Annotated in this window: 23 protein-coding genes; 12 read left to right on the top strand and 11 right to left on the bottom strand. The window is 43.8% G+C overall.

Going from position 1 to position 25502, the window contains the following annotated elements; all coding sequences use genetic code 11:
• Window positions 1–62: 62 nt before the first annotated feature.
• Complete coding sequence (gene miaE / locus GPLA_RS02640) at window positions 63–827, top strand: tRNA isopentenyl-2-thiomethyl-A-37 hydroxylase MiaE (protein WP_007103265.1); 765 nt, start codon at window positions 63–65, stop codon at window positions 825–827.
• A 21-nt stretch (window positions 828–848) separates the two neighbouring features.
• Here miaE and GPLA_RS02635 read toward each other — a convergent pair whose 3' ends face one another.
• Window positions 849–1337: an HAD family hydrolase gene (locus GPLA_RS02635; protein WP_007103264.1), complete on the bottom strand. Its 489-nt coding sequence runs from the start codon at window positions 1335–1337 to the stop codon at window positions 849–851.
• Between the two features lie 157 nt (window positions 1338–1494).
• Between GPLA_RS02635 and GPLA_RS02630 the strand changes: the two genes are divergently transcribed.
• Window positions 1495–2115, top strand: a complete 621-nt coding sequence (locus GPLA_RS02630) for an HvfX family Cu-binding RiPP maturation protein (protein ID WP_007103263.1) — start codon at window positions 1495–1497, stop codon at window positions 2113–2115.
• A 115-nt stretch (window positions 2116–2230) separates the two neighbouring features.
• The gene (locus GPLA_RS02625; protein WP_007103262.1) at window positions 2231–2782 is read left to right on the top strand and encodes an NAD(P)H nitroreductase; all 552 of its coding nucleotides are present in this window, start codon (window positions 2231–2233) and stop codon (window positions 2780–2782) included.
• Window positions 2783–2924: 142 nt separating this feature from the next.
• Here GPLA_RS02625 and GPLA_RS02620 read toward each other — a convergent pair whose 3' ends face one another.
• The 3 genes from GPLA_RS02620 to GPLA_RS02610 all read right to left on the bottom strand — a co-directional run bounded on the left by GPLA_RS02620 (window position 2925) and on the right by GPLA_RS02610 (window position 5744).
• Complete coding sequence (locus GPLA_RS02620) at window positions 2925–4265, bottom strand: DEAD/DEAH box helicase (RefSeq protein ID WP_007103261.1); 1341 nt, start codon at window positions 4263–4265, stop codon at window positions 2925–2927.
• 93 nt (window positions 4266–4358) lie between these two features.
• Window positions 4359–5015, bottom strand: a complete 657-nt coding sequence (locus GPLA_RS02615) for a 3-oxoacid CoA-transferase subunit B (RefSeq protein WP_007103260.1) — start codon at window positions 5013–5015, stop codon at window positions 4359–4361.
• A gap of 9 nt (window positions 5016–5024) precedes the next feature.
• Window positions 5025–5744, bottom strand: coding sequence for a CoA transferase subunit A (locus tag GPLA_RS02610; RefSeq protein WP_007103259.1), 720 nt, complete (start codon window positions 5742–5744; stop codon window positions 5025–5027).
• 119 nt (window positions 5745–5863) lie between these two features.
• On the opposite strand from GPLA_RS02610, the gene GPLA_RS02605 reads away from it, so the two are divergent.
• Window positions 5864–6757: a LysR family transcriptional regulator gene (locus GPLA_RS02605; protein WP_007103258.1), complete on the top strand. Its 894-nt coding sequence runs from the start codon at window positions 5864–5866 to the stop codon at window positions 6755–6757.
• Between the two features lie 45 nt (window positions 6758–6802).
• Here GPLA_RS02605 and GPLA_RS02600 read toward each other — a convergent pair whose 3' ends face one another.
• A complete protein-coding gene (locus GPLA_RS02600) occupies window positions 6803–7525 on the bottom strand; it encodes a hypothetical protein (protein WP_007103257.1) in 723 nt (240 codons plus the stop codon).
• A gap of 85 nt (window positions 7526–7610) precedes the next feature.
• Window positions 7611–8306 (bottom strand): sensor histidine kinase, encoded by a 696-nt coding sequence (locus tag GPLA_RS02595; RefSeq protein WP_007103256.1) that lies wholly within the window; start codon window positions 8304–8306, stop codon window positions 7611–7613.
• A 194-nt stretch (window positions 8307–8500) separates the two neighbouring features.
• Here GPLA_RS02595 and cysB point away from each other — a divergent pair, with 194 nt between their 5' ends.
• Window positions 8501–9475: an HTH-type transcriptional regulator CysB gene (cysB, locus tag GPLA_RS02590; RefSeq protein ID WP_007103255.1), complete on the top strand. Its 975-nt coding sequence runs from the start codon at window positions 8501–8503 to the stop codon at window positions 9473–9475.
• A gap of 140 nt (window positions 9476–9615) precedes the next feature.
• Here cysB and GPLA_RS02585 read toward each other — a convergent pair whose 3' ends face one another.
• From GPLA_RS02585 to pabB, 3 genes are all read right to left on the bottom strand, one after another.
• Complete coding sequence (locus GPLA_RS02585) at window positions 9616–10989, bottom strand: L-serine ammonia-lyase (protein WP_007103254.1); 1374 nt, start codon at window positions 10987–10989, stop codon at window positions 9616–9618.
• A gap of 163 nt (window positions 10990–11152) precedes the next feature.
• Window positions 11153–11743 carry a CoA pyrophosphatase gene (locus GPLA_RS02580; protein ID WP_007103253.1) on the bottom strand — a complete coding sequence of 197 codons (591 nt, stop codon included), beginning with the start codon at window positions 11741–11743 and terminating at the stop codon, window positions 11153–11155.
• A gap of 4 nt (window positions 11744–11747) precedes the next feature.
• Window positions 11748–13184 (bottom strand): aminodeoxychorismate synthase component I, encoded by a 1437-nt coding sequence (gene pabB / locus GPLA_RS02575; RefSeq protein ID WP_007103252.1) that lies wholly within the window; start codon window positions 13182–13184, stop codon window positions 11748–11750.
• A gap of 184 nt (window positions 13185–13368) precedes the next feature.
• Between pabB and GPLA_RS02570 the strand changes: the two genes are divergently transcribed.
• The 7 genes from GPLA_RS02570 to pnp all read left to right on the top strand — a co-directional run bounded on the left by GPLA_RS02570 (window position 13369) and on the right by pnp (window position 23309).
• Entirely contained in the window at window positions 13369–14892 is a 1524-nt protein-coding gene (locus GPLA_RS02570) for a fumarate hydratase (protein ID WP_007103251.1), read from the top strand.
• Window positions 14893–15058: 166 nt separating this feature from the next.
• Window positions 15059–16558, top strand: a complete 1500-nt coding sequence (gene rmuC, locus GPLA_RS02565; RefSeq protein WP_007103250.1) for a DNA recombination protein RmuC — start codon at window positions 15059–15061, stop codon at window positions 16556–16558.
• A gap of 604 nt (window positions 16559–17162) precedes the next feature.
• The gene (locus GPLA_RS02560; RefSeq protein ID WP_007103249.1) at window positions 17163–17525 is read left to right on the top strand and encodes a DUF4398 domain-containing protein; all 363 of its coding nucleotides are present in this window, start codon (window positions 17163–17165) and stop codon (window positions 17523–17525) included.
• A gap of 25 nt (window positions 17526–17550) precedes the next feature.
• Window positions 17551–18441: an OmpA family protein gene (locus tag GPLA_RS02555; protein WP_007103248.1), complete on the top strand. Its 891-nt coding sequence runs from the start codon at window positions 17551–17553 to the stop codon at window positions 18439–18441.
• A gap of 418 nt (window positions 18442–18859) precedes the next feature.
• Window positions 18860–20143, top strand: coding sequence for a pectin acetylesterase-family hydrolase (locus tag GPLA_RS02550; protein ID WP_007103246.1), 1284 nt, complete (start codon window positions 18860–18862; stop codon window positions 20141–20143).
• Between the two features lie 148 nt (window positions 20144–20291).
• Window positions 20292–20963, top strand: coding sequence for a pseudouridine synthase (locus GPLA_RS02545; RefSeq protein WP_051997626.1), 672 nt, complete (start codon window positions 20292–20294; stop codon window positions 20961–20963).
• 234 nt (window positions 20964–21197) lie between these two features.
• The gene (gene pnp / locus GPLA_RS02540; RefSeq protein ID WP_007103244.1) at window positions 21198–23309 is read left to right on the top strand and encodes a polyribonucleotide nucleotidyltransferase; all 2112 of its coding nucleotides are present in this window, start codon (window positions 21198–21200) and stop codon (window positions 23307–23309) included.
• 134 nt (window positions 23310–23443) lie between these two features.
• Here the strand turns inward: pnp and GPLA_RS02535 are convergent, their stop codons facing one another.
• Together GPLA_RS02535 and gap are read right to left on the bottom strand one after the other, a co-directional pair.
• The gene (locus tag GPLA_RS02535) at window positions 23444–24283 is read right to left on the bottom strand and encodes a D-hexose-6-phosphate mutarotase (RefSeq protein WP_007103243.1); all 840 of its coding nucleotides are present in this window, start codon (window positions 24281–24283) and stop codon (window positions 23444–23446) included.
• A 74-nt stretch (window positions 24284–24357) separates the two neighbouring features.
• The gene (gene gap, locus GPLA_RS02530; RefSeq protein ID WP_007103242.1) at window positions 24358–25353 is read right to left on the bottom strand and encodes a type I glyceraldehyde-3-phosphate dehydrogenase; all 996 of its coding nucleotides are present in this window, start codon (window positions 25351–25353) and stop codon (window positions 24358–24360) included.
• Window positions 25354–25502 lie beyond the last annotated feature (149 nt).

The raw sequence follows: 25502 nt of genomic DNA, 5'->3' as shown, positions 1-25502 counted from the left end.
GCCCACATGTGCTGGGACTCGTGGTATGATTACACCTTTATAGAATAAACGTTTATATCACCATGCCGTACTCAGATTTACTTAAGCCTATACATCATTTTCTGCACGCCCCTACATCCGACAGCTGGGTCGAAAAAGCCAAGCAACCTGAACAGCAAAGTGTTCTGCTTATCGATCACTGTAATTGTGAGCTCAAGGCTGCTCAAACTGCCATGTTGCTGATCCGTAAATATGCCGTGGACAAAGAAAACGCCGCTGAACTTTTAGCTTGGCTTAAACCGTATGAAGATTTTGTTTATCGTCGTGATTTTGAAGGCCGTTTCAATGGTAAACATGGGGGGTTAAGTAAAGCGATAGTAGCGAAAGGTGACGTCAGGTTTGGAGCTGAATTGGTTGATAAGATGGTGCTGTTGATTAAGGAAGAATTACATCACTTTCAACAAGTGTTAGACATTATGACCGCGCGAGGCATTGAATACTCTAATGTCAGGGCAGGGCGCTACGCAAAAGAGTTAATGCGCCAAGTTAGGACCCATGAACCCGCTACACTTATCGACAAGCTGATATGTGGCGCATACATCGAAGCGCGCTCCTGTGAACGCTTTGCTAAATTGGCGCCCCACTTGGACAGTGAGTTGAGCAAATTTTATGTTTCACTGCTGCGTAGCGAAGCAAGGCATTATCAAGACTATTTAGCGCTGGCGGAAACCGTTGCAGGTGGTGATATTAGTGAAAGGGTTAACTACTTTGGTCAGCTAGAAGCAAAAATTATTCAGTCTACAGACGATGATTTTCGTTTTCATAGCGGCGTTCCGTCCTCTGAATAGCGATGATTTCAATTGAAATTACTATTCACACAACTGGTATAAACTATGTATCAGCCTAAACGATTGCCCTTTCGATAGTTCTAGTTCAGGCTGAGGCAGGTTAGACGGGTTATACCATATGGCATTTATACCCGATGTTAATGCGGGGCAGATATCTTTGTCAAACGTATCACCCACCATAAATATCTGACTTTTTGGTATTTGTAAGCGCTGAGAAATTGCGTCGTAAAAAGCGGCTGAGGTTTTATGCAAACCAATATTTGCATGGCAAAAATAACCAGAAATATATTCAGATAAGCCAACACGATCAAATGCGCTTTTGATTTCATGCTCACGGGAGTCCACCGCGCCAGTGGCGATATAAATCGTATTGCTTTGGGATAGCGTGCTTAATGTCGACTTAGCACCTTCTACACATTCCAAGGTTTCCCATAGAAACATTTTGCCGTGAGATCCAGGGAAATCGACCATTAATGTATCCCCCCAATCGAACAAATAGGTTTTTTTCATCGTCTTGCTCAAAGTAAAAAATAATGAGGTGCGGCGTGGTTTCTTATATCCCGCGTTACGAGCATTCTATATTCGAAGTCTATTTTTGTTCACTGTTCGTTGAAAGTTTTTCCGCACATTGGCTATCTAATGAGTAACAATTTTTATTGGAATGATTATGAGTTTAGTAAGTTTAGCAATCCGCGCGCAACGCGCTTTAGAAAAAACGTCTGTCTTTGAAGGCATCGCCCCGTTATTACTTCGTTTGTATTTAGCACCCATTATGATCCAAGCTGGCTGGACAAAACTGGGCAGTTTTGAAAATACAGTCGATTGGTTTGCCAGCACTGAATATGGCTTAGGTTTGCCGGCTCCGGCTTTATTAGCATCGCTTGCGATAGCAGCTGAGCTACTCGGTGGAGTATTCATTCTGATTGGCTTAGCGACGCGATGGGCTTCCATTCCGTTGATGTTTACAATGTTGGTCGCAGCGTTTTCCGTGCATTGGCCAAACGGTTGGTCAGCAATTGCAGATGCATCAAGCTGGTTGTCTGATGGCACCATAATGCTAAATGAAAACGTAATGAGTGCGCCGGATAAGTTGGCTGCTGCTAAAAGCTTGTTACAAGAGCACGGCAACTATAATTGGTTAACCTCAAGTGGCAAGTTTGTTGTACTGAACAATGGTATTGAGTTTGCGATGACATATTTTTTTATGTTGCTGTCATTATTTTTCACTGGCGGTGGTAAGTTCACGAGTGTCGATCACTTTCTCCGCAAAAAATTCATGTTTGATTAGAACCCAACTCTTTAAAAAACAAGGCGCATTTCGCGCCTTTTTTATTGCTCCTGCATAGGATAGTCGCCATACTAACGATCAAAATTTTCCTTATCCTTAGAGGTCTTACTATTCTATGGACGCCTTAAATCTATTATTGAATCGTAGTTCTCATCCCAGATTACAAGCACCCGCACCAGCAGGTGATGAATTAGAAAATATTATGCAAGCGGCGCTTCGTGCACCTGATCATGCTTGTTTATCCCCCTGGCGTTTTATCGTCTGTGAAAAAAAAGGGCTTGCTAAATTAGGTGATATTTTTGAACAGGCTGCAATTGATGCAGATATGACCGAAAAAGAAATTGAACGTGCGCCTGAGCTGCCTAAACGTGCACCTATGGTGATAGTGGCTATCGCTAAATATGTTGAACATGGCAAAGTTCCATGGGTTGAGCAGGTCGCATCAGCGTCATGCGCGGTTCATGCTATGCAAATGGCTGCCGTCGCTCAAGGTTTCAGTGGTATTTGGCGCACCGGCAGTTATGCTCAAAATGAGAATGTAAAGACCGCATTAGGCTGTGCTGAGCAGGATGAAATCGTTGGTTTTTTATATTTAGGCACACCAGCATCTGAGCTTTCGCCGAAGCCAGCAAGAGATGTAAGTGAGTTTTTTGAATATTGGAAATAGCAGGGTATAAGGGTATAAAGCGCTCTACTCTGGTGGGTATACTTTTATTCCAGAGTAGAGCGAAGCTTAAGCCAATTCAATATGCATTAACCCATATTCGCACGTGCTAAATAACAGTTGAGTTAGATGTTCGAGCGGCGATCTATTCGTCGTTGTCGTCCACGGTTTGACGTGGTTTGCGTTTCATTGGGCGATCGCCTACTTCGGTACCTTGCATAGGTTTAATTCGTTCAGGGCCCTGATTATTTGCACCAGTTCCAGACTTCCCTTGGGTATTTGCCCCTTTGTTCGTGGTTTTTTTAACCGCGGCTTTCGCTTTTTTCGGTGGGCGTAAGCCCTTGAATTTAGCCGTTAAGCCTTCGATCATACTGAAACTTATTTCTTGTTGTAAAAAGTCTTTAATCGACAAATAACTTGCCCAGTCTTTCGGACCGACAAACGACACGGCTTCACCTTTGTTACCAGCGCGGCCAGTTCGACCTACGCGGTGTACGTACTCATCAGCTAATTTAGGTAGGTCAAAGTTCACCACCAAGGATACATTTAATAAATCCAAGCCACGAGACGCAATATCAGTGGTTACCAGCACGTGTTGTTGGCCACGCCCAAACTCACTCATGATGTTGTTACGCTGACCTTGTGTTAAATCACCGCTTAAGGCGATGCTATACAAGCTTTGCTCTTTTAGTAGATTCGACAAACGCTCGGTATCGGCTCGTGTGGCAGTAAATACTATGACTTGGCGATGATCCTTTTCGTTGATCATATGCGCCAACAATCGCTCTTTGTGAGTCACATTATCAGCTAAGAAAAACCGTTGCTGAATATCTTTATGTTCAGCACCGGACACACCGATACTGATGCGCTGGGGTGCTTTAAGCATAGATTGGGTGAGATAATGCAAAGCGGCGTTATCTAAAGTCGCCGAGAACATCATCGATTGACGTTTCCTGTGATCCGCTGCTGCATTAATTTGCTTCAGCTGGGCGGAAAAACCTAAATCAAGCATGCGATCCGCTTCATCTAATATGAGCATTTCCAAGCCATTTAAGTATAAAGACTTGCCAGTCAAATGATCAGCGACCCGGCCTGCTGTGCCGACTACGAACTGAGGATAATGACGCAGTGCCTTAACCTGATCGTTAAAGTTTTCACCGCCAAGGATCAAGGCGGCTTTTAATTGGTGTTTAGCGATCAACCATTTAAGCTGTAAAAATACCTGTTTAGCCAGTTCTCTAGTGGGGGCCAGAATGAGCACTCGGGGATCTTTACGGCTAAGGGGTTGCTTGGTTAGCACCCTTTGCACCGCAGGAAGCAGGAAAGCCAAGGTTTTGCCCGAGCCTGTTTTAGACGAGGCAATTAAGTCCTTCCCCATGAGGGCATAAGGAATGGCTTGCGCTTGAATTTCGGTCGCTTCGGCAAAGCCTTTAATTTCTAAGGCTTTACCTAAGCGGTGGTCTAATGGTAAATCGCTAAATTGCAAAAAATAAGTACTCTAATATGTAATTAAGCGCATTATACAATTGCCGCGCTATTTATGGAGCTTTATTTTAGTTTTTGCGCACAAGTGATGAACTCACACCTGCATTTCAGGAATGTCGTTGCCGACAATCAATTTACCAGCCGTTTTACGTTTGATTTCGTCGACACTCACACCCGGTGCGCGCTCTACTAAATGAAAGGCACCATCTTTGACTTCGAGCACGGCTAAGTCAGTAATAATGCGATTGATACAATTCACACCGGTTAAAGGTAAAGTACAAGCATCGAGCAACTTAGAATTACCGTGTTTATCTGCATGGGTCATAGTCACGATAATATTCTTGGCACCCGCGACTAAGTCCATAGCGCCCCCCATGCCCTTAATGAGCTTACCCGGGATCATCCAAGAGGCAATGCTGCCAGTCACGTCCACCTCAAATGCCCCAAGCACAGTCACGTCAACATGACCGCCACGGATCATTGCAAAACTCTCTGCTGAGCTAAAAATTGAAGAACCTATACCTGCCGTAACGGTTTCTTTGCCCGCGTTGATCATATCTGCATCAACGTTTTCTTCTGTGGGGTAGGGACCCATGCCTAGTAGTCCGTTTTCTGACTGCAACATGACTTGCATATCATTAGGCACAAAACTGGCGGCAAGAGTGGGTATACCAATACCCAAGTTGATATAATCCCCGTCGTGAAATTCTTGTGCCACACGCATGGCGATTTGGTCTCGTGATAATGCCATGATGATCTCCTATTGCTCTAGCTGATTAGATGTTTTTGCTAATACTTTACGCTCGATGCGCTTTTCAAATTGGCCCACTATTACCCGGTTAATGTAAATTCCTGGGGTATGAATTTGGCTTGGCTCCAATTCACCCGGCTCCACTAACTCTTCAACTTCAAGTACGGTAATTTTGCCCGCTGTGGCGGCCATTGGGTTGAAATTTTGCGCAGTATGACGATAAATACAATTGCCATAGCGGTCGGCTTTCCAGGCTTTTACAATGGCAAAATCTCCGGTAATCGACTCTTCCATGATGTAAGGTCGGCCATTAAATTCTTTGACTTCTTTGCCTTCGCCTACAGGGGTGCCATAACCTGTGGCTGTATAAAATGCTGGGATACCTGCGCCTCCTGCGCGCATTTTTTCTGCGAGTGTACCTTGGGGAGTTAATTCCACTTCCAGTTCACCGTCTAATAATTGACGTTCAAATAACGCATTTTCACCTACATAGGATGAAATCATTTTTTTGATTTGCTTGTCTTCTAATAGCAGTCCTAAACCAAAGCCATCTACACCACAATTATTTGATACGACAGTTAGGCCTTTGGTGGCCATTTTTTTTATTTGACCAATAAGGCCTTCGGGGATCCCGCATAAACCAAATCCGCCTGCAATGACGGTCATGTTGTCCTCTAAGCCAGCCATTGCTTCAGCGTAACTGGTTACAACTTTATCAAACCCTGCCATGTCCATTCCTCATTTACGTTTATTTAACATTAATATAGAGACTATCTTTTGATAGTAAAGTTGAATTAATATAGCTATTAATAAATTTTTTTATTAATAGGTTTGTTCAGGGGTTTCCATTGGCCGTTTCTTATCGTCAGTTGCAAGTATTTGTACAAGTTGCTCAGTCGAGCACCTTTGCGGAGGCAGCACAAAAGATGTGTTTATCTCAGCCCGCATTATCCAGTGCCATCAAAAAGATGGAAGAACAGGTGGGCGGTGCGCTGTTTTCTCGAACGACCCGTAAAGTGACCTTAAGTCCGGAAGGAGAAGATTTTTTTCCGACGGCAATACGCTTGTTAAACGATTGGCAAGATGCATTTAGCGATCTTCAGCAAGTGTTTTCGATGGGGCGAGGTAAGCTGTCTATCGCAGCTATGCCGTCTTTTGCGGTCGGATATTTACCGGCAATTTTGCTGAAGTTTCAATCCCGGTTTCCTAATGTAAAGGTCAGTGTTGCTGACATTGTGATGGAGCAAGTGATCAAAGCGGTGTCCGAAGAACGGGTCGCTCTTGGCTTTACTTTTGAAACTGAGCAGCTGAACGGTCTTGAGTTTTACCCAATGTTCAGCGATGAATTTATCGCCGTGCTACCTAGATTGCATCCGCTAAATCATGCCAGCGAAGTTAGCTGGACTGAGCTTGCTCAGTACCCGTTCATCGCGATGAATAGAGGTTCGGCTATTCGTCGTTGGGTCGACAGTTATTATGACACCCTGAACATAAAACTAAATATGGTGGCAGAGGCGTCGCAGTTGGCCACTTTAGGACAATTTGTCGAGCATGGGTTAGGTGTGTCTATTGTGCCTGGCTTATGTCGCCAGCAAATGCAACGCTTGGGCTTGCTATGTTTACCCATTCAAGGTGAGGGGTTGAGTAAACGCGTGGGTATGGTCAAAAAAAAGCAGGGGAACATGTCGGTGTCAGCACAAGCATTGTGGGATTGGGTCAGTCAGAGCACGCACCTTGAATAATAAGCCAAGGTGTTCGGCAAAATTGCTTGGGCGCAATGAGGCTGATTACCATTTTTTCTTTTCAGAAAACAGTTCGTCTAATTCGTTACGCTCTGATTCTTTACGTTTACGCACATCTTCAGTGTTTGCGGTACGCAAGCTGTCTTGAATTTGCTTAAGCTGCTGTTCGAGTTCTTGTTTTCTTTGCAATATATATTCATCGGGTTGCGACTGGCTATCAAGCGCGGCAATGGCTTTTTCAATACATTGACGGGCAGAGCCCAGTTGTTGAGCTTTCAAAGAGGCATCACCCCGTCGCATCAATGTTTCCACATTAGCGCGCAATTGTAGACGCTCTAGATATTTGTCCTCGACCATAAAGGCACTGCTATCCACTCGACCTTTTGTATATTCAGAACGTAATAAGCCACGCATCTTTTTGACACATTTGATGTATTGCACCACTTGCTTGTCATTGCTGGGTAAAGTGAAGGCGTCAGGCAAACCTGTCTCTTGGTCACCCGCAAGAGATTTTAACTTGTTGGCCGCACTTTCGATGCGACTACGAATATCCATGACCCCAGGATTAACCTGAGCAATGATTTTTAAGGCGTTCAATATACGTTGTTGTAAAATGAACTTCAGTTGTTGGCCTATTGGGATATGCTCAGCCGCCAGTAAGATTTCTTCTGTTTCGTCTATTACGTTTTTCTGCTTTGCAACTTCAACACGTTTTTCGGCCTCAACCTTATTACGGTGTTGTTGCACTGCATTCACAATGATCGCCATCACGATCAAAGACACTATAAGGACAATTATTATTGGGAAAACCATCTATTACTCTATTCTCATTACTGACCTGAATATAAAAGTGTCAAACAGGAATTTTTAAGGTAAATACACTGCCACCCAATATGCCGCCATTAGCCAGCGATATTGAGCCTACACTATCGTGCGCTTTATGGGCCTCAGCTATTAATCTAGCAAAAAATAAGCCAAGCCCTGTGCGCCCTTGGCTAATATCGTAATTTTGCATTGTGACCGTATTTGCTTCTAGCATACTTTGCGGGTAACCAGGGCCGTCATCCTGAACTTCGAATATCAGGTGATGCTCGTCACTGAACACGTTAAGTAAAATGTGTTTGTTACTATAACGCATTGAATTTATAAGCATGTCATTCAGTAATAAACTGATTAAATCGGCATCGAAGTATCCCATTAAGTCAGGCTCTTGCTCAATGTTTAAGGTGATTTTTTTGTGATTTATATAACTTTCATTGGCGGCAAGAATTTCATCCACCACATCTTCTATATAATGCTCATCTATGTTTAAAGGCATGTTGTCCATGCCGGCGCGATACAAAGATAATAACTGCACTAATCCTGTGTTTAAGCGAGAGGCTTCATAGTGGGCAGAGGCAAAGTGTTCGCCCACCTCATTATCTTGATCCTTTAAGGTATGCCCGAGATTTTCAATCGATTGAATAAGCAGACACAAAGAATTTTTCATGTCGTGCACCGCTGAGGCTAATACTGTGGCAAAATCAATTTGTCCGTTGTCGTTGTTCATACTTAACCGTGAGCTGATAAATGACTTGAATACACTAGCATAAAAATCGAGTATCCTTTAATTTACAATGCGTTAGTGACTATCTATATAGAATTATTTTAGCTTTTGCTAAAATGTTATGGAATTAATTGTCCGCTAGGTATATAAGAAATTAATATATATAGAACTCTGAATATAACAATCAAGGCATAGCCATGAAACTACAACAGCTGCGTTACATCGTTGAGGTGCTCAACAATAATTTAAATGTGTCGGCTACGGCAGAAAGTTTATACACCTCTCAACCTGGTATAAGCAAACAAGTTCGTATGCTAGAAGACGAGCTGGGGGTACAAATTTTTGGCCGTAGCGGTAAGCACTTAACGCATGTAACCGATGCTGGGCAGGACGTGATTAATATTTCGCGGCAAATCCTAGCCAAAGTTGAAAGCATCAAAGCCGTATCCAGAGAGCATACCTTACCGGATCAGGGTAAATTGAATATTGCCACAACCCATACTCAGGCACGCTATGCATTGCCTGATGTGATTAAAGGCTTTATGAATAAATACCCGCGAGTGTCATTACACATGCACCAGGGAACGCCGTCACAAATCAGTGATCTCGCTGCCAAGGGCGAAGCGGATTTTGCTATTGCGACTGAAGCGCTGCATTTGTATAACGATTTAGTGATGTTGCCGTGTTATCACTGGAATCGCAGTATTATTGTTAACCGTGATCATCCGCTAGCGAAAAGTACCTCAATTACGATTGAGGACATTGCCCAGTACTCTTTGGTGACTTATGTCTTCGGTTTTACCGGTCGTTCAGAGTTAGATCAGGCCTTCAGCCGTGCGGGATTAGAGCCGAAAATTGTTTTTACGGCAACTGATGCTGATGTGATTAAAACGTATGTGCGACTTGGAGTCGGCATAGGGGTCATTGCTTCAATGGCGGTGGATGAAAAACTGGATGGCGATTTAGTCAAAATAGACGCTAGTCATTTATTTGAATATAGCACCACCAAGATAGGCTTCCGCAAAGGGTCGTTCTTACGCAGTTATATGTACGATTTCATTGAACGTTTTGCACCGCATTTGACCAAGAGCGTGGTGGAAAAAGCCATGATGCAGAAAAACAACGATGAAGTTGAGCGTATGTTTAAAGGTTTAACCTTACCGGTTAAATAATCAGTGTTGCTAAGTTAGGCAGTGGTTTCCACATCGGGGATTTATCGCCGATGCACAAAAAAAGAGGCAATGTATTGCCTCTTTTTTTGTGCATCAAATTCAATGTTAATTTGATTTAGCACGAGCAGGTTAAATTGTCTCTAACACTCGATAATATTGACTGCCAAACCGCCCCTAGCGGTCTCTTTGTATTTTGACTTCATATCATTTCCCGTATCCCACATGGTTTTAATCACCTTATCAAGGGATACCTTATGTTGACCACTTCCACGCAGTGCCAAGCGAGAAGCATTGATGGCTTTGATGGCGCCCATGGCATTGCGTTCAATACAAGGAACTTGAACTAATCCCCCGACGGGATCGCAGGTTAAGCCAAGGTTATGCTCCATGCCTATTTCAGCGGCATTTTCCACTGCGTCTACTGAGCCACCGATAATTTCAGTTAATGCCCCCGCAGCCATTGAACAAGCTACCCCAACTTCTCCTTGGCAACCGACTTCGGCACCGGATATAGAGGCATTCTTTTTATACAAAATACCAATTGCCGCAGCGGTAAGTAAATAACGACTGACAATATCTTCATCAACAGGCCGTACAAATTTATCAAAATAACTGAGTACCGCAGGTAAAATACCTGCCGCGCCATTGGTGGGAGCGGTCACAACGCGACCGCCTGCGGCATTTTCTTCATTGACCGCCAAAGCAAATAAATTAACCCAATCCATGGCCACCATAGGATCGGCATTTTTCTCGCTTTGCAGACGTCTATGTAAACCAGGGGCACGGCGTGTCACTTTTAAGCCGCCGGGTAAGATGCCCTCAGTTTTAATACCTGTTTGTATGCACTCGTGCATGACCTGCCATATATGCCAAAGCTTGGCGGTGATGTCATGCTTCGATTGAAATACCTGTTCGTTTTTGTACATTAAAGAGCTGATAGAAAACCCGTTCTCTTTACACAGGCGCACCAGCTCTTCTGCACTGGAAAATGCGAAAGGGACAGGTTTTTCAACTAAGGTCAGCGCCGCGGTTTTTTGCTCCAAAAAGTCCTCGGCGCGGATTATAAATCCACCACCAATAGAATAATATGATTGGGATGCAATGATATCGCCTTTATGTAATGCGTGAATTGTCATGCCATTAGCATGATGGGGAAGTGTCTTACGGCGATGAAACACTATGGCATCTTTAGCCGGGAAGCGAACGAGATGCACTTGGTCTAATAGTATCTTTTTGCTGTGCTCGACTTCTGCAAGCATGTCATCCACAGCACTGGCGTCGATACTTTCGGGGGCGTGACCTAATAAACCTAAAATCACGGCTTTGCCTGTGCCATGACCTTTACCTGTCTGACCTAAACTACCGAAGAGCTCAGCCCGTACTTCATCGGTTTTTTCGAATAAGTTCAGGGTTTTTAATTGCTGACTAAATTCTTTCGCCGCGCGCATCGGTCCAACCGTATGTGAGCTCGAAGGGCCGATGCCAACACTGAACATATCAAAAACACTGATCATAAAAACGCAAAACCTATTTAATAAATAAGGCGACAATTGTGCAGGTTTGTAAGTGAATGAACAACGTGTACTTTGCATATATTGCCATTGGGCAATGTAAACATATTGTTGCAATAACGTAGGGTTGAATCTGTGAGTACTAAGTGCTGTCGACGTTGGGTTTTTAGTTGAAATAGGCGCTGGGGCTAATGTGATTTGATAAATTACGTACGAAAGCCGCAGTGGCTCCCCAAATGACCTGATCGTGCCACTTAATGAAATACACTGGATGTTGCTGAGCATTTTTTCGCTTAACCCAATGTATAAAATGATTGTTTTGGTCCAATAGGAAATTAAGAGGTACCTCAAATACCGATTCTACCTCGTTTGTGTCCAAGGTCAGCTCAAGTGGCATTTGCACAAAACCAATATAAGGCACGACTTCAAAACGACTGACGGTGCGATAAAGAGGAAGGTTGCCAATGACGTCAATACACTGGGGATGAATACCAATCTCTTCGTGCGTTTCTCGCAAAGCGGTACTGAGTAAATTTTTGTCGCTCGGCTCTTGTTTGCCACCGGGAAAGCTCACTTGGCCTGCATGGTGTTTGAGATGCCTAGAGCGCAGGGTAAATAACATGCTAAGTTGGCCTTGCTTTTCTAACATAGGCATTAAGACTGCAGCAGGTTTACCTGCACTGTGTAATGGGTAGTCTTGCTCTGACGGGATCGTACGGGCATGATGAAAACGGGCGAGAAATTCATTTTTTGTCATGCGCTTAACTATTCTCTTCTAGTAATACGGGCAGTATTTTACACACTTTATCGAGACTTTCTTGATATTCGTCTAACGCCACTGAATCTAGCACAATCCCCCCACCTGCCCAGCAATAAATATGCGAATTCTCTAATAAAAGTGTACGAATACAAATGTTGCTATCCATGTCACCCTCAACGCCTATATAACCAATGCTGCCGCAATATATATTACGTCTGTCTGGTTCAAGCTCTTCTATGATCTCCATGGCGCGAACTTTTGGTGCACCAGTAATAGATCCTCCGGGAAACGCGCCTTGCAATAACGATAATGCTGTCATATTTGGCGCAAGTTGGCCGGTCACTGTGCTGACTAAGTGATGGACTGCTGCGAAGCTCTCGATTTTAAATAAAGCGGGCACATCCACCGAATCAGGCTCACAGGTTTTACTTAAGTCATTGCGCAGCAAATCGACTATCATCAGATTCTCTGCTTGATCCTTCGCTGAGTGTTGTAAGGCTTGAATATTCAGCTGGTCAGTTTCCCTATTGGCAGAGCGCGGGCGGGTGCCTTTTATCGGCTTGCTTTGTACTTTTCCATTACGATCAACAGATAAAAAACGCTCCGGTGAAATGCTGATAATCACCGAATTTGGGATGCGAATAAATGCCGAGAAAGGCGCTTGGTTGGCGTCTCTTAAGCGTTGATAAGCTTGATATTCGTCCCCGTTATACGAGGCACTAAAGCGCTGGGCTAAATTGACTTGATAACAGTCCCCAGCGTGTAAGTAGGCATGGATTTTATCTATTTTTGCCACATATTGGTTTTTGTCCATATTGGATTGCCACGGACTTTCAAGGGTAAACGGTTTGTTCCTCGCCGTCTTATTGCTCAATGGCTTGTTGGGCAGCGCCTGCAATGCGTTGATATTTGGCACTGTGTCGCCCTGTGTTACAGGTACATGGCATAAATAAAACTGATCGATTTTATTGTCTTTAATGACGGCCCAATTATAAATACCTACTGCCATGTCTGGTGTCGAATATTGATTGTTTGATTGTTGTGGCAATACTTCGAAAAGGCGACCTAAATCGTAAGCAAAATAACCCAATGCCCCAGCTTTAAAAGGCAGTGACGTTTCATGTTCGATTGCGTGCTGAAGGCCTAAATAGGTATCGAGTGTCGTTTGCAACAGCGCCATGGGATTAGCGTCACTAATATGATCATTTTGCGGGGTAGAGGGGTAAGAAATATGGGTTTTCTTGCCTAGTGTAACCAAAGTGGCTAGCGGGCTTGCGACCATAATATCGTAACGTCCATCGACGTGAGTGCTATTCGCGGAATCTAGTAACATGGCCCAATCTTGAGTTGAATAATGCGAAAATAAACTGCTCATTGCATAGTGCTTAGGCATATTTAAAGACGTGATGGTCAAGGTTGGCAAATCTGAATTTTCCATGGTGAAACGCTTTGTCTTAGTGTTTAATTTTAGCCTACACATCTTATTGCAAGGAGTATTAGGCGATTTATCGTGGAGCAATGTTGTTTCACAGGTTATCATAAGCACCACTTACGAACGACAATTGTCGATCTCTTTGGCAATACTTTGTCGAATTATGTGACACATCAAACAAGAGGCATATATGGCTGTTATCCGTCAACAGGACTTTATCGATAGCATTGAAGATTCTTTGCAATTTATCTCCTATTACCATCCATTAGATTATATCAAGGCCGTTGAAAAGGCCTATAACATGGAAGAAAGTCAGGCAGCGAAAGATGCTATGGCGCAAATTCTAATTAACTCTCGTATGTCAGCCGAGGGCAAGCGTCCTTTGTGTCAAGATACCGGCATTGTGACTTGTTTCGTGAAAATAGGGATGGCAGTGCAGTGGGATAAAACTGATTTGACCGTACAGCAAATGGTGGATGAAGGAACGCGCCGAGCTTATAACAATAAAGAGAACCCGTTACGTGCGTCAATTGTTGCTGATCCTGCGGGAACGCGTAAAAATACCAAAGACAACACGCCTGCTGTGGTGCATATCGATACTGTTGCTGGGGACGGGATTGAAATCATGATCGCAGCTAAAGGCGGCGGCTCAGAAAATAAATCTAAAATGGTGATGCTAAACCCCAACGACAGCATTGCTGATTGGGTAGTGAAAACGTTACCAACTATGGGCGCTGGTTGGTGTCCGCCAGGAATGTTAGGCATAGGGATTGGAGGCACGGCTGAGAAGTCAGCGGTGTTAGCTAAAGAAAGTTTGATGGATCCGGTGGATATTCAAGAATTGATGGACCGAGGAGCTCAAACCACAGAAGAGAAACTGCGCTTAGAGATATTTAAGAAAGTAAATGACTTAGGTATAGGCGCACAAGGGTTAGGTGGTTTAACCACAGTGGTTGATATCAAAATTAAATCGTTGCCAACGCACGCGGCATCTTTGCCTGTCACTATGATCCCTAACTGTGCGGCAACACGTCACGCCCATTTTCACTTAGACGGCTCAGGTCCAGCGGAATTTACACCGCCAGACTTAAATGATTGGCCAGAAGTCACATGGGAAGTTAGCAAAGATACCCGCCGGGTGAATTTAGATGATGTCACGAAAGAAGATATTCAAGAATGGAAAGTCGGGGAAACGGTTTTATTATCAGGCAAGATGTTGACCGGCCGCGATGCCGCTCATAAACGTATTCAAACCATGCTCGATAATGGTGAAGGCTTGCCTGATGGGGTCGATTTAACCAATCGATTTATTTACTACGTGGGTCCTGTGGATGCTGTTGGCGACGAGGTAGTTGGCCCTGCCGGCCCAACGACGGCAACCCGCATGGATAAATTCACCGATTTGATGTTAGAGCAAACAGGCCTAATCGGTATGATAGGCAAAGCGGAGCGTGGCCCTGCTACGGTTGCCAGTATTGCTAAACACAAAGCTGTTTATCTAATGGCAGTAGGCGGCGCCGCGTATTTGGTATCCAAAGCAATCAAGAAGTCACGGGTAGTCGCATTTGAAGACTTGGGAATGGAAGCCATTTATGAGTTTGACGTGCAAGATATGCCCGTTACTGTGGCGGTCGATAGTACGGGAGCTAACGCTCACGAGACAGGCCCTGCGATTTGGAAAGTTAAGATCCAAGAAGCCAATGCCAAAGCGTAATGTTTAGCATAGAGGAATAGAAATAGGCGCCGTATTGATGGCGCCTTTTTTATGTCGCTTTACACTGGGTTCCAGCCAGGTGCTTTTCATTTAGGCTGAGTTATCCGTTTTTTCTCGCTATTATTTTCTGTAAATCAATATTTTTTCCAAGGATCAGTATTACCTTATGAATTTTCTTGAGCATCCCATTTTTGACGATCCAAATTTACTGCTTCTGATTGGCTCAGCTACCTGTGCTGGGCTAGTGTTTGGTTGGTTGGTGAATGCGATTTTTTCCACTCGTAAACGTAAAGAATTAACCGCGCAACTTGAGCATAATTTCCAACAATCACAGGCGTACAGTCAACAACAGGTATTAGATTTAAAAGGTGCATTGCACGAATCCATTAGCGAGAACAAAAGCGCTCGAGAGCAACGGGCAAGCCAGCAAAATGAGCTTGGACAACTAACGCAGCAAGTCGCACGCATCCCTTTAATCGAACAAGAAAGTAAACGCTGGCAAGGGCACTATCAACAAATTCAACAGCATGCAGCTGATTTACGTGAGGAACTGGCGGAGAAAACGGCGCGTTTTGAACAAGAAAAAATTGCCCACGAAGATAAACTCGCGTTACTCGAATCCTCAGAGCAACGTCTACAGCAACAATTTGAGAATTTAGCCAATAAAATTTTTGAACAAAAGAACACCTCATTTCAGCAGTCAAGTAAAGCAGGGCTTGATGCTTTGCTTAATCCGTTGAAAGACCAAATAGAAGGATTTAAGAAGCAAGTCAGTGACCAATACGTGCGAGAAGGACAGGAGCGTGCCTCATTAAAAACAGAAATATTAGGCTTAAAAGAGCTCAATCAACAGATCACTCAGGACGCCGCTGCGTTAACCAAAGCCCTTAAAGGTGATAACAAGCAGCAAGGTAACTGGGGGGAGGTGGTGCTCGAGCGAGTATTGAAAGAATCCGGTTTACGTGAAGGCCATGAATTTGATACCCAAGTGGCCCTTAAAAATGACAGTGGTAAGCGTTATCAACCTGATGTCGTGGTGCATTTACCTAATGATAAAGATGTGGTCATTGACTCTAAAGTATCCTTGGCGGCGTACGAACGCTATTTTAACGAAGAGCATGAAGAGTCACGAAAAGTATACTTAAATCAGCATGTTGCATCTCTTAGAAATCATATAAAGGAATTGGGCTGTAAGGATTACCAAGACTTAAAAGGTTTACGCACGCTTGATTATGTACTGATGTTCATTCCAATTGAGCCTGCATTTTTGTTAGCCGCTGAACATGCGCCAGAGCTAGTGAAACTAGCTTTTGATAACAATATTATGTTAGTTAGTCCAACGAATTTGCTGGTGGCACTGCGTACCATTAATAATATTTGGCAGTATGAATACCAAAATCAAAATGCCCAAAAAATCGCGGCCAATGCAGCTAAGCTTTATGACAAATTCCATGGCTTTGTGAGTGACATGGAAAAAGTGGGTAAATCTATGGAATCTACTCAGCGTCATTATGATGCAGCCATGAATAAGCTGACCACAGGTAAGGGGAATCTTATTCGCCAGGCTGAACAGTTTCGAAGCTTAGGTGTGCAGTCCAATAAAAAATTAGCTGACGTATTACTGGATACTGCCGGATTAGAAGACCTTTCTGAGCATGATGAATAATGCGTCAGGCAGACAGCCATTTTTACGGTTGCCATAAGAAGAAGCATAGACCTCTGTTCTAGCTGCCTTTACGATGCTAAGTGGCGATGTATCAATCACCTCATAAGTGAAACAATAATGTCTCGATAACATTTTATTCTGTCATCGCCCTTTAGCGTACACAATTTATACTGTGGAATTCCCCCGACATTTAATTCCGAGGTATTTATTCACTCGGTAAATATTACCGAGTGAATTCCCAAGTTGCGCAAAACCTCATCTATACATTCATAAAAATACGAGCTTAAGACGGTCTGTCGAGTTGAGTCAGCGAATTTTCTCATTGTTATGTTCTAGTCACCGGGCTGTATGTTTGTGCTCTATCTCATTGACTCTATTTGTGTAAACTGCTCTGCATGCATTGGCCTCCCTAGGTTCGGTGGGTTAGGTGCCGACTCAATTTAAAGCAGTATCTTATGTACAATTAAACTAACGCGAGTTTGCCTTCATGTTTCCTTGGGAGAAAATTATGCGTGGCGTAAATCTTGCTTTTTTCTGCCTAACCCGATTTTTCTATTAGCGTTATAGGTTTGAAAAATCACTATCCGGTAACAAGGAGAGCATTATGAATAAGCGTTACAGTTATCTGCCCATAGTTGTAGTTGTATCTATTATCTTGGCTGCCTGTTCGAGTCGCCAAAATCCGCCCAACTTATTGATGATCGAAACCCAAAAAACTATCGAACAAGCACAGAGCCAGGGAGCTGCGCAAAATGCTCCAGTGGCTTTTAATGCTGCACAGGAACATATGCAGCGTGCAGAAGCGGCAAATTCGCGAGGGGATTTTCAAGCGGCTTCTTCTCTTTTAGAGGTAGCGATGGCGGAAGCGGAATATGCTATCGCTAAATCCGAAGCTGATCAGGCCCAGAAAGCCGCTGAGCAAATATCTCAAGGGTTGCAGCAGCTTGAACAAGAAGTAAATAATTAAATCTAACTAAGGGACATAAAAAATCATGAAAACCTTACCGCTTACTATTTTACTTTCAGGTGCCACGCTAATTACAGCCTGTGCTACTGCCCCCAACAATTTGGCTTTGGTGGATGAATTGCAGTTGCACTACGAGAGACTGGCGCGTGCTGGCGATGCTGCTCAATATGCACCTGTGGCATTGAATGAAGCACAACGTGCCTTGAACCAAACTCAAGCATTGGCAGATAAACGAAAGCCCCTTGAAGATATTACGCTTTCTGCCCAGACCACTAAATATAAGTTAGGCATAGTCGAAGAAAAAATCCGCAAAGGTAGGGCGGATGATATGGTTAGCGGCGCGGAACTTAAGCGCAAAGACATTATGCTCGCAGCCCGCACCGAGGAAGCAGAGCAAGCTAAGACCAGTGCCCAGCAAGCGCTGTTAACGGCAGAGCTGGCAAAAGACGAAACTCAATCTATGCAAGTTCGCGCGCAACAAGCCGAACAACGCGCCCGAGAAATGGAGGTAAAAGCAGCACAGCTACAACAAGATGTGACGGCGATATCTGCCAAAACAACCGATAGGGGCTTAGTGTTAACCTTGGACGATATTTTATTTGAATTCGGGAAAGCACAATTACTGTCGGGTTCTGAGCGTAGCCTCAAGCAAATTAGTGCATTTCTAACCAATTACCCCGAACGTGCCATTGTCGTTGAAGGACATACAGATGCCGTAGGGGATACTCGTTATAATCAGAGCTTGTCTGAGCAGCGGGCACTTTCGGTTAAAAATGCCTTGATAGCCAATGGTGTTGAGCCCAGTCAAGTGCAGAGTAAAGGCTTAGGGGAGGAATTTGCGGTTGCCAGTAACGACACAGATGCTGGACGTCAGCAAAACCGCCGGGTCGAAATTATCATTGAAAAACCTGAGTGAATAGGTCTCGACTGCCGCGTCATACTGTTACACCTCCTAGTTCCGGTTGAGCATAGGTCCTTGGAGGTTTTGCTAGTCAAGCTATGACACTATTTGGCTATTGGTATGGAGATTGTCCGGCTTAACTTAGCTGACATCATCCACCAACCGCTTTTGGCAAAACAGCTGTATTTGCTATATACAGGTATCCACAAAGTTGCATGGAAATAACTATTTCCCGTCTATGATTCGTTATAAAGAATGCGCGATTGACTGATTTGACGAGGACAAAAACAAGATTCTTACCGGCTTTGTACGGCGGACTATGTGGAAGCAACCACCACTTCTGCAAGTAGTGAATGAACTAAATATTGGTTTTCCCCAATGGAATTGCTTATTAAAAATACTGTTTAAATACCTGACTCATGGAGTGAATATAATGAAAATAAAATATCTGTTTTGTACTGTATTGCTAATTGGTTCATTGCCGCTGATGGCTAAACCAAAAGACGATAAAGATGGGGGTTGGCAAACTATTCCCGTGGCCTCGCAAATTGATATTATAGATGATGAGGGCACGCCTAAAACCATCAATCCTGCTTGTGCCTTTGATACTGTTCCCAGCCCAGTGGATGGCACGCCATTGGATAATGCCTTTCGTTTTTACTTTAAAGAAGGTAAAAGCAAAAATGTGCTGGTTTTCTTTAACGGTGGCGGCTCATGCTGGAACGATGCAACTTGTGTTGCGTCCTTAGCGCTAGCAAATGTGCCCGGTAATCGTCCAACTTATAACCCATCGGTTTTAATAGAAAACTCCCCTGTTGGGGCGGGTGGTGTGTTTGATGATGACAATAAAGAAAATCCATTTAAAGACTGGAGCAAAGTATTTATTCCTTATTGCACTGGCGATATCCATGTGGGTTCAAACGAGGCGCTTTATCATGATGTGGATGGTTTGATTACTGGTGTGCCTGGCGCGCCGATCACGGTTAAACACCGTGGGTTTGATAACTTTATGGCCGTTAGAGAGTGGATGAAAAGTCAATTCGTTGGTAATAAAGACAAGGTGAAAAAGGTATTGGTCACAGGTTCAAGCGCGGGCGGATATGGTGCCACTCTTAATTTTCCGTATGTGCAAACGGCATTTCCTAATGCCAACGTGTCAGTCTTAGCTGATGCGTCTGCAGGCGTAGTCACCGAAGGGTTTGTTAATGACGTATTTGCCTTGGACAACAATTGGAAACTGGAAGAATCATTGCCACCTATCTTTAACGGAGCATTGGGAACATTTACCGGCCAAGGATTAAATGTCGAATTATTTCAGCGATTAACAGATGCTTATCCTAATAACCACTTTGCCCAATACAGTACGGCTCAAGATTTTGTACAGGTATTGTTTCTTAAAGTGATGGATCAAGTTGATCAAGGCAATATGAACCCGTTTTCATGGGCCATTGGTCCAGAGGATTATTTGTACTTTGCTGAGTGGAACGCAAGAATGACAGCGTCATTTGATTATCTGTCAAGCACTACAGATAACTACCAGTATTATATAGGTGCGGGCAGTGTGCATACCATACTGACCGATGCGTTTGCTACGCCTGAAATGCCGCATCCTTTTTACGATGAGGTCAGCGCACAAGGCGTCAAATTTAGCGATTGGTTGGCTCGTTTTGCTAATGCGAAAAAATTCCAAGATAAGAGTGTGGCTTACGAGGAATAATGATTCAGGTTGCTTGCTTCGGTAAGCAACCTGCCTGTCAAAATGAACCGATTTAAAGATTGAGTGCGCCGTTGTACTATTCGATTGTTGGGCATTATTTAGCGAAGGACATAAAAGACATAAGTAATGAAAATGACGAAAAATACCCATGACTCAAGTGATTGACACCTTCATCGCTCCTCATTGTAAGGAGGCTGTGACCATTTTGTATCAGGACGAATATCTATTGGTGGTTAACAAACCCAGCGGTCTGTTAAGTTTATCCGGTAAAAACCCGTTGAACAAAGATTCGGTGCATTATCGTCTTGTACAAGATTTTCCGTCGGCCCTGATGGCACACCGATTAGATTTTGGTACGTCTGGGGTGTTGCTCTTAGCCCTTGATAAAACCACTAATGCTAATCTGACCAAACAGTTTCAACTGCGCAGTGTACAGAAACGTTACATCAGTTTATTAATGGGCCACATTGCAGATGCAGAGGGTATGATATCTGTTCCGATTGCCCGAGATCCGCCTAATTTTCCTCGTCAAAAGATATGCTGGGAAGCGGGTAAAGAGGCAGTCAGCCGTTATCGCGTGATCCGCTACCTAGACAATCCAAGTTGCAGCCGGGTGGAATTCTCCCCAGAAACCGGCCGTACCCATCAATTACGGATACATAGTTTGGCGGTGGGCCATCCCATTTTAGGTTGTGATCTTTACGGTAACAGTCAAAGTGAAGGATTAGCTAAGCGCTTGATGTTACATGCTCACTGGATTAAGTTTTCCCATCCTCACACTGGGACGTCGATGCAAATCGAAGCTCCTTGCCCATTTTAACTATGGTCAATGATCCGTTTTTTGGATCCTATTCTATCGGCAAAGGCTGGTTTTACGCACGAAGAGTTCTTAAAAATGTGATGCTGAGAGTTGGGACACATTCAAGCTTAATTAAAAGTACGTTTTTCCAGGTTATTTGCTCCAGTCGCTGTTTTTAACAGCCTCATACCGCTATACTATGCGCCGCATTTAAAAGCGATAAAGAAAGCATTAGTTAAAATTTAAAGGAAAAAAATGACTCCTATTACTAAATCATTTCAGTATGGTCAGCATACTGTAACGCTAGAAACGGGCGTAATCGCTCGTCAAGCAACCGCTGCTGTTATGGCAAGCATGGACGATACATCAGTATTGGTTTCTGTTGTTGGTAAAAAAGACGCCAAGCCAGGTCAAGACTTCTTCCCGCTAACGGTTAACTATCAAGAAAGAACCTACGCTGCTGGTAAAATCCCCGGTGGATTTTTTAAGCGTGAAGGTCGTCCTTCTGAATACGAAACCTTAACGTCTCGTTTGATCGATCGTCCTATTCGTCCATTGTTCCCTGATGGGTTCATGAATGAAGTACAAATTATTGTCACTGTTGTTTCAGCTAACCCTGAAATTCCAACAGATATTATTTCGCTTATCGGTACATCTGCTGCTCTTGCTATTTCAGGCATGCCATTCAATGGTCCTGTTGGCGCGGCGCGTGTAGGTTACACCGATGGCCAATACGTATTAAACACACGTACGTCAGAACTTGAAAACAGCCAATTAGATCTTGTCGTTGCCGGTACTAAAGGTGCGGTATTGATGGTTGAATCTGAAGCTCAGATATTGTCCGAGGACGTGATGCTAGGTGCCGTTATGTACGGTCACGAGCAAATGCAAACCGTCGTTGACGCAGTAAGCGAATTTGCAGCGGAAGTGAACACACCTAAGTGGAATTGGGTTGCCGAGCCAGCTAACGTTACTTTGAAAGATAAAATCAAAGCATTAGCTGAAGCACAAATGACAGAGGCTTATCAAATCTCTGACAAGATGGCTCGTAAAGACGCTATCGTTGCACTAACGGATAAAACAGTTGCGGCAATCGTGGAAGCTGACGCAGAGCAAGATTCTAAAGAAGTATCTGAGCTTTTACATGAACTAGAAAGCGACGTAGTGCGCTCACGCATCCTAGCAGGTCAGCCTCGTATCGATGGTCGTGATCCTGCGATGATCCGTGCACTTGACGTTGCCACTGGCATCTTGCCGCGTACTCACGGTTCTGCTTTGTTCACACGTGGTGAAACTCAAGCTATCGTTGCTGCAACACTCGGCACTGAGCGTGATGCACAGATGATTGATGGCTTGAATGGCAAAGTTGATAGCCGTTTCATGTTGCATTATAACTTCCCTCCATACTGCGTAGGTGAGACAGGTTTTGTTGGTTCACCTAAGCGTCGTGAAATCGGTCATGGTCGTCTAGCGAAACGTGGTATTCAAGCGGTAATGCCGTCTGAAAAAGAATTTCCGTACGTAGTACGTGTTGTTTCTGAAATCACTGAATCAAATGGTTCGTCTTCAATGGCGTCTGTTTGTGGTACGTCTTTGGCGTTGATGGATGCGGGTGTTCCGATTAAAGCATCGGTTGCTGGTATCGCCATGGGCCTTGTGAAAAATGATGAAAACTTTGTTGTTCTTTCTGACATCCTGGGTGACGAAGATCACCTTGGTGACATGGACTTTAAAGTAGCGGGTACCACAGAAGGTATTACTGCTCTGCAAATGGATATCAAAATCGAAGGTATCACCCAAGAAATCATGCAAGTTGCTTTGAAACAAGCAAAAGAAGCACGTTTGCATATTCTAGGTGTGATGGACCAAGCGATTTCTGGTCACCGTGATGAGATGTCTGAATTCGCACCGCGTATTTACACATTGAAAATCGACCAAGATAAAATTCGTGAGGTTATCGGTAAAGGCGGCGCAATGATCCGTTCTATTACTGAAGCATCTGACACAAACATCGAAATCGAAGATGATGGTACTATCAAAATCTTCGCTACCGAGCGTGCTAAAGCCGATATCGCTATCAGCAGAATTGAGCAAGTGACAGCGGATGTTGAAGCAGGTAAAACCTACGAAGGTAAAGTGACACGTATCGTTGATTTTGGCGCATTCGTTGAGATTTTACCGGGTAAAGAAGGTCTAGTACACATTTCACAAATCGCTCATGAGCGTGTGAATAAAGTGGCTGACCATTTATCTGAAGGTCAAATCATTAACGTAAAAGTAATGGAAATTGATCGTCAAAACCGTGTTCGTTTAAGCATTAAAGAATTGCTAGAAAAGCCAGAAGCAGCTGCTGAAGGCAACGAGTAAGGATAGCGTTAACTTGGAGCAGATTATTTTTATCCTCTAACCAAGTTGATTGTTTAAAAAGGGAGCTTCGGCTCCCTTTTTTGTGCCCGTTTATATCTGTCTGTAATTGGAACAAACCATGCTGAATACACTGCTTATCTTATTACTTGCTCAAGCACATGTTGTTGACCAGGTAAAACAGTTTGTCCTTGGGTAACCGACGTTTCAACGCAGAGCATTTTGCGATATCCATTATCTTCCATATCATGCATCGTTCGTGACTTCTCTGCCCAAGGGTTCCACACCACTATGCTGTCATGACCTACAGAATGAATGTGGGTCACATGTCCATTACTCTTAATTGCTAGTTCCTTGGGCGTGACTAAATGCACTCTGTCGGTTTCACTGTTAAACGCATACGGCATAGGTGTGGGTAAACGCTTATAGGCTTGCAGTTTATCTTCATATTGTCCTGATAAACCTGTGACCGTACAGTCACTTATATCTTCAATATGAAAGTAACTGTGCAGCGCACCGGTATACGTGAAAGGTTGCTCACCGGTATTCTCTGTGACCAGTTTCACGCCTAATTCACGGCCAATGCTTATGATCAGAGTTAATTGTGTCTTTCCGTCAAAACCCTCTCCTTTGGTGACGCTCGGCTTGAGGCATATAGTGGTATGGTCGTCATTATCTACGCAGTTGACGACGTGCCATGCTTGAGTGCGCACATAACCATGGGCACTTAAGTTAGTTTGAGTGTTATGTGGGCCAAACCAAGGCCAACAAATTGGGATCCCGCCACGTATAGGGTGCTTAGCATCAAGTTGTGCCTTTTTACTTAACCATAACCGCTGTATCCCGTCGTGTTTGGGTGTAAAACTGAGTATGTGGCCACCAAATAACGATATAGTCGCATGGGCATAGTCATTATCAACGACCAGCATTTCAATTTCGCCTTGGGGTAACGAAGATGTCGTCTGTGAAAGATGCATTGGATTCCTTAAGATCAAAAAAAGGCAGTCACCTAGTGTAGATGACTGCCTTTTTGGAATAAAGCTCTGTGGATTTATTTGCTGATATGCGCAACCAAGTCCAATACTTTGTTTGAGTAACCGATTTCGTTATCGTACCAAGATACCAATTTAACGAAGGTATCGGTCAGTGCTATACCAGCGGTCGCGTCAAAGATTGATGTGCGCGTGTCACCAATAAAGTCCTGTGATACAACTGCATCTTCGGTGTAACCAACAATACCTTTAAGCTCGCCTTCAGAAGCTGCCTTCATTACGGCACAAATTTGCGCATAGGTCGCAGGCTTAGCAAGGTTAACCGTCAAATCAACAACCGATACGTCGGCGGTTGGAACGCGAAAAGCCATACCAGTCAATTTACCGTTTAACTCAGGAATAACCTTACCCACGGCTTTTGCAGCGCCTGTAGATGAAGGAATGATATTTTGTGAAGCGCCGCGTCCACCACGCCAATCTTTAGCGGAAGGACCATCGACGGTTTTTTGCGTTGCAGTAGTCGCGTGTACCGTTGTCATTAAACCATCAACAATACCGAAGTTATCGTTTAATACTTTAGCCAGCGGTGCTAAACAGTTAGTGGTACATGAGGCGTTTGAAACCACTTCTTGACCAGCGTAAGTGTTGTGGTTAACACCCATAACGAACATAGGTGTGTCATCTTTTGATGGAGCAGACAGAACCACTTTTTTGGCACCAGCCGTAATGTGTTTGCGCGCGGTTTCGTCTGTTAAGAATAAACCTGTTGCTTCAACTACTACGTCAGCCTTAATGTCATTCCATGCTAATGCAGCAGGATCACGCTCAGCGGTGACACGAATGGTTTTTCCGTTTACCACTAGTTGTCCGTTTTGCACTTCAACAGTGCCTTTAAACTGACCATGCGTTGAGTCATATTTCAACATGTAAGCCATGTATTCTGCATCTAACAAATCGTTAATACCGACTACTTCGATATCACTGCGCTCACATGCTGCGCGAAAAACAAATCTACCTATACGGCCAAAGCCGTTGATACCAATTTTAATAGTCATATATATACATCCTCTAGACGGGTCGTAATTTCGAATTGTGAAATATAATTACGAAATTATGGACTAAATCGCCAAATAAGGCAAAATAATCACTGAAAAATGTTATTTTGTTACAGTTTTATTTAATGCAAACGTATTCAGCTTCGTCT

Source organism: Paraglaciecola polaris LMG 21857, assembly GCF_000315055.1.
Classification (GTDB): domain Bacteria; phylum Pseudomonadota; class Gammaproteobacteria; order Enterobacterales; family Alteromonadaceae; genus Paraglaciecola; species Paraglaciecola polaris.
This window is presented reverse-complemented; position numbering and strand designations above follow the sequence as displayed.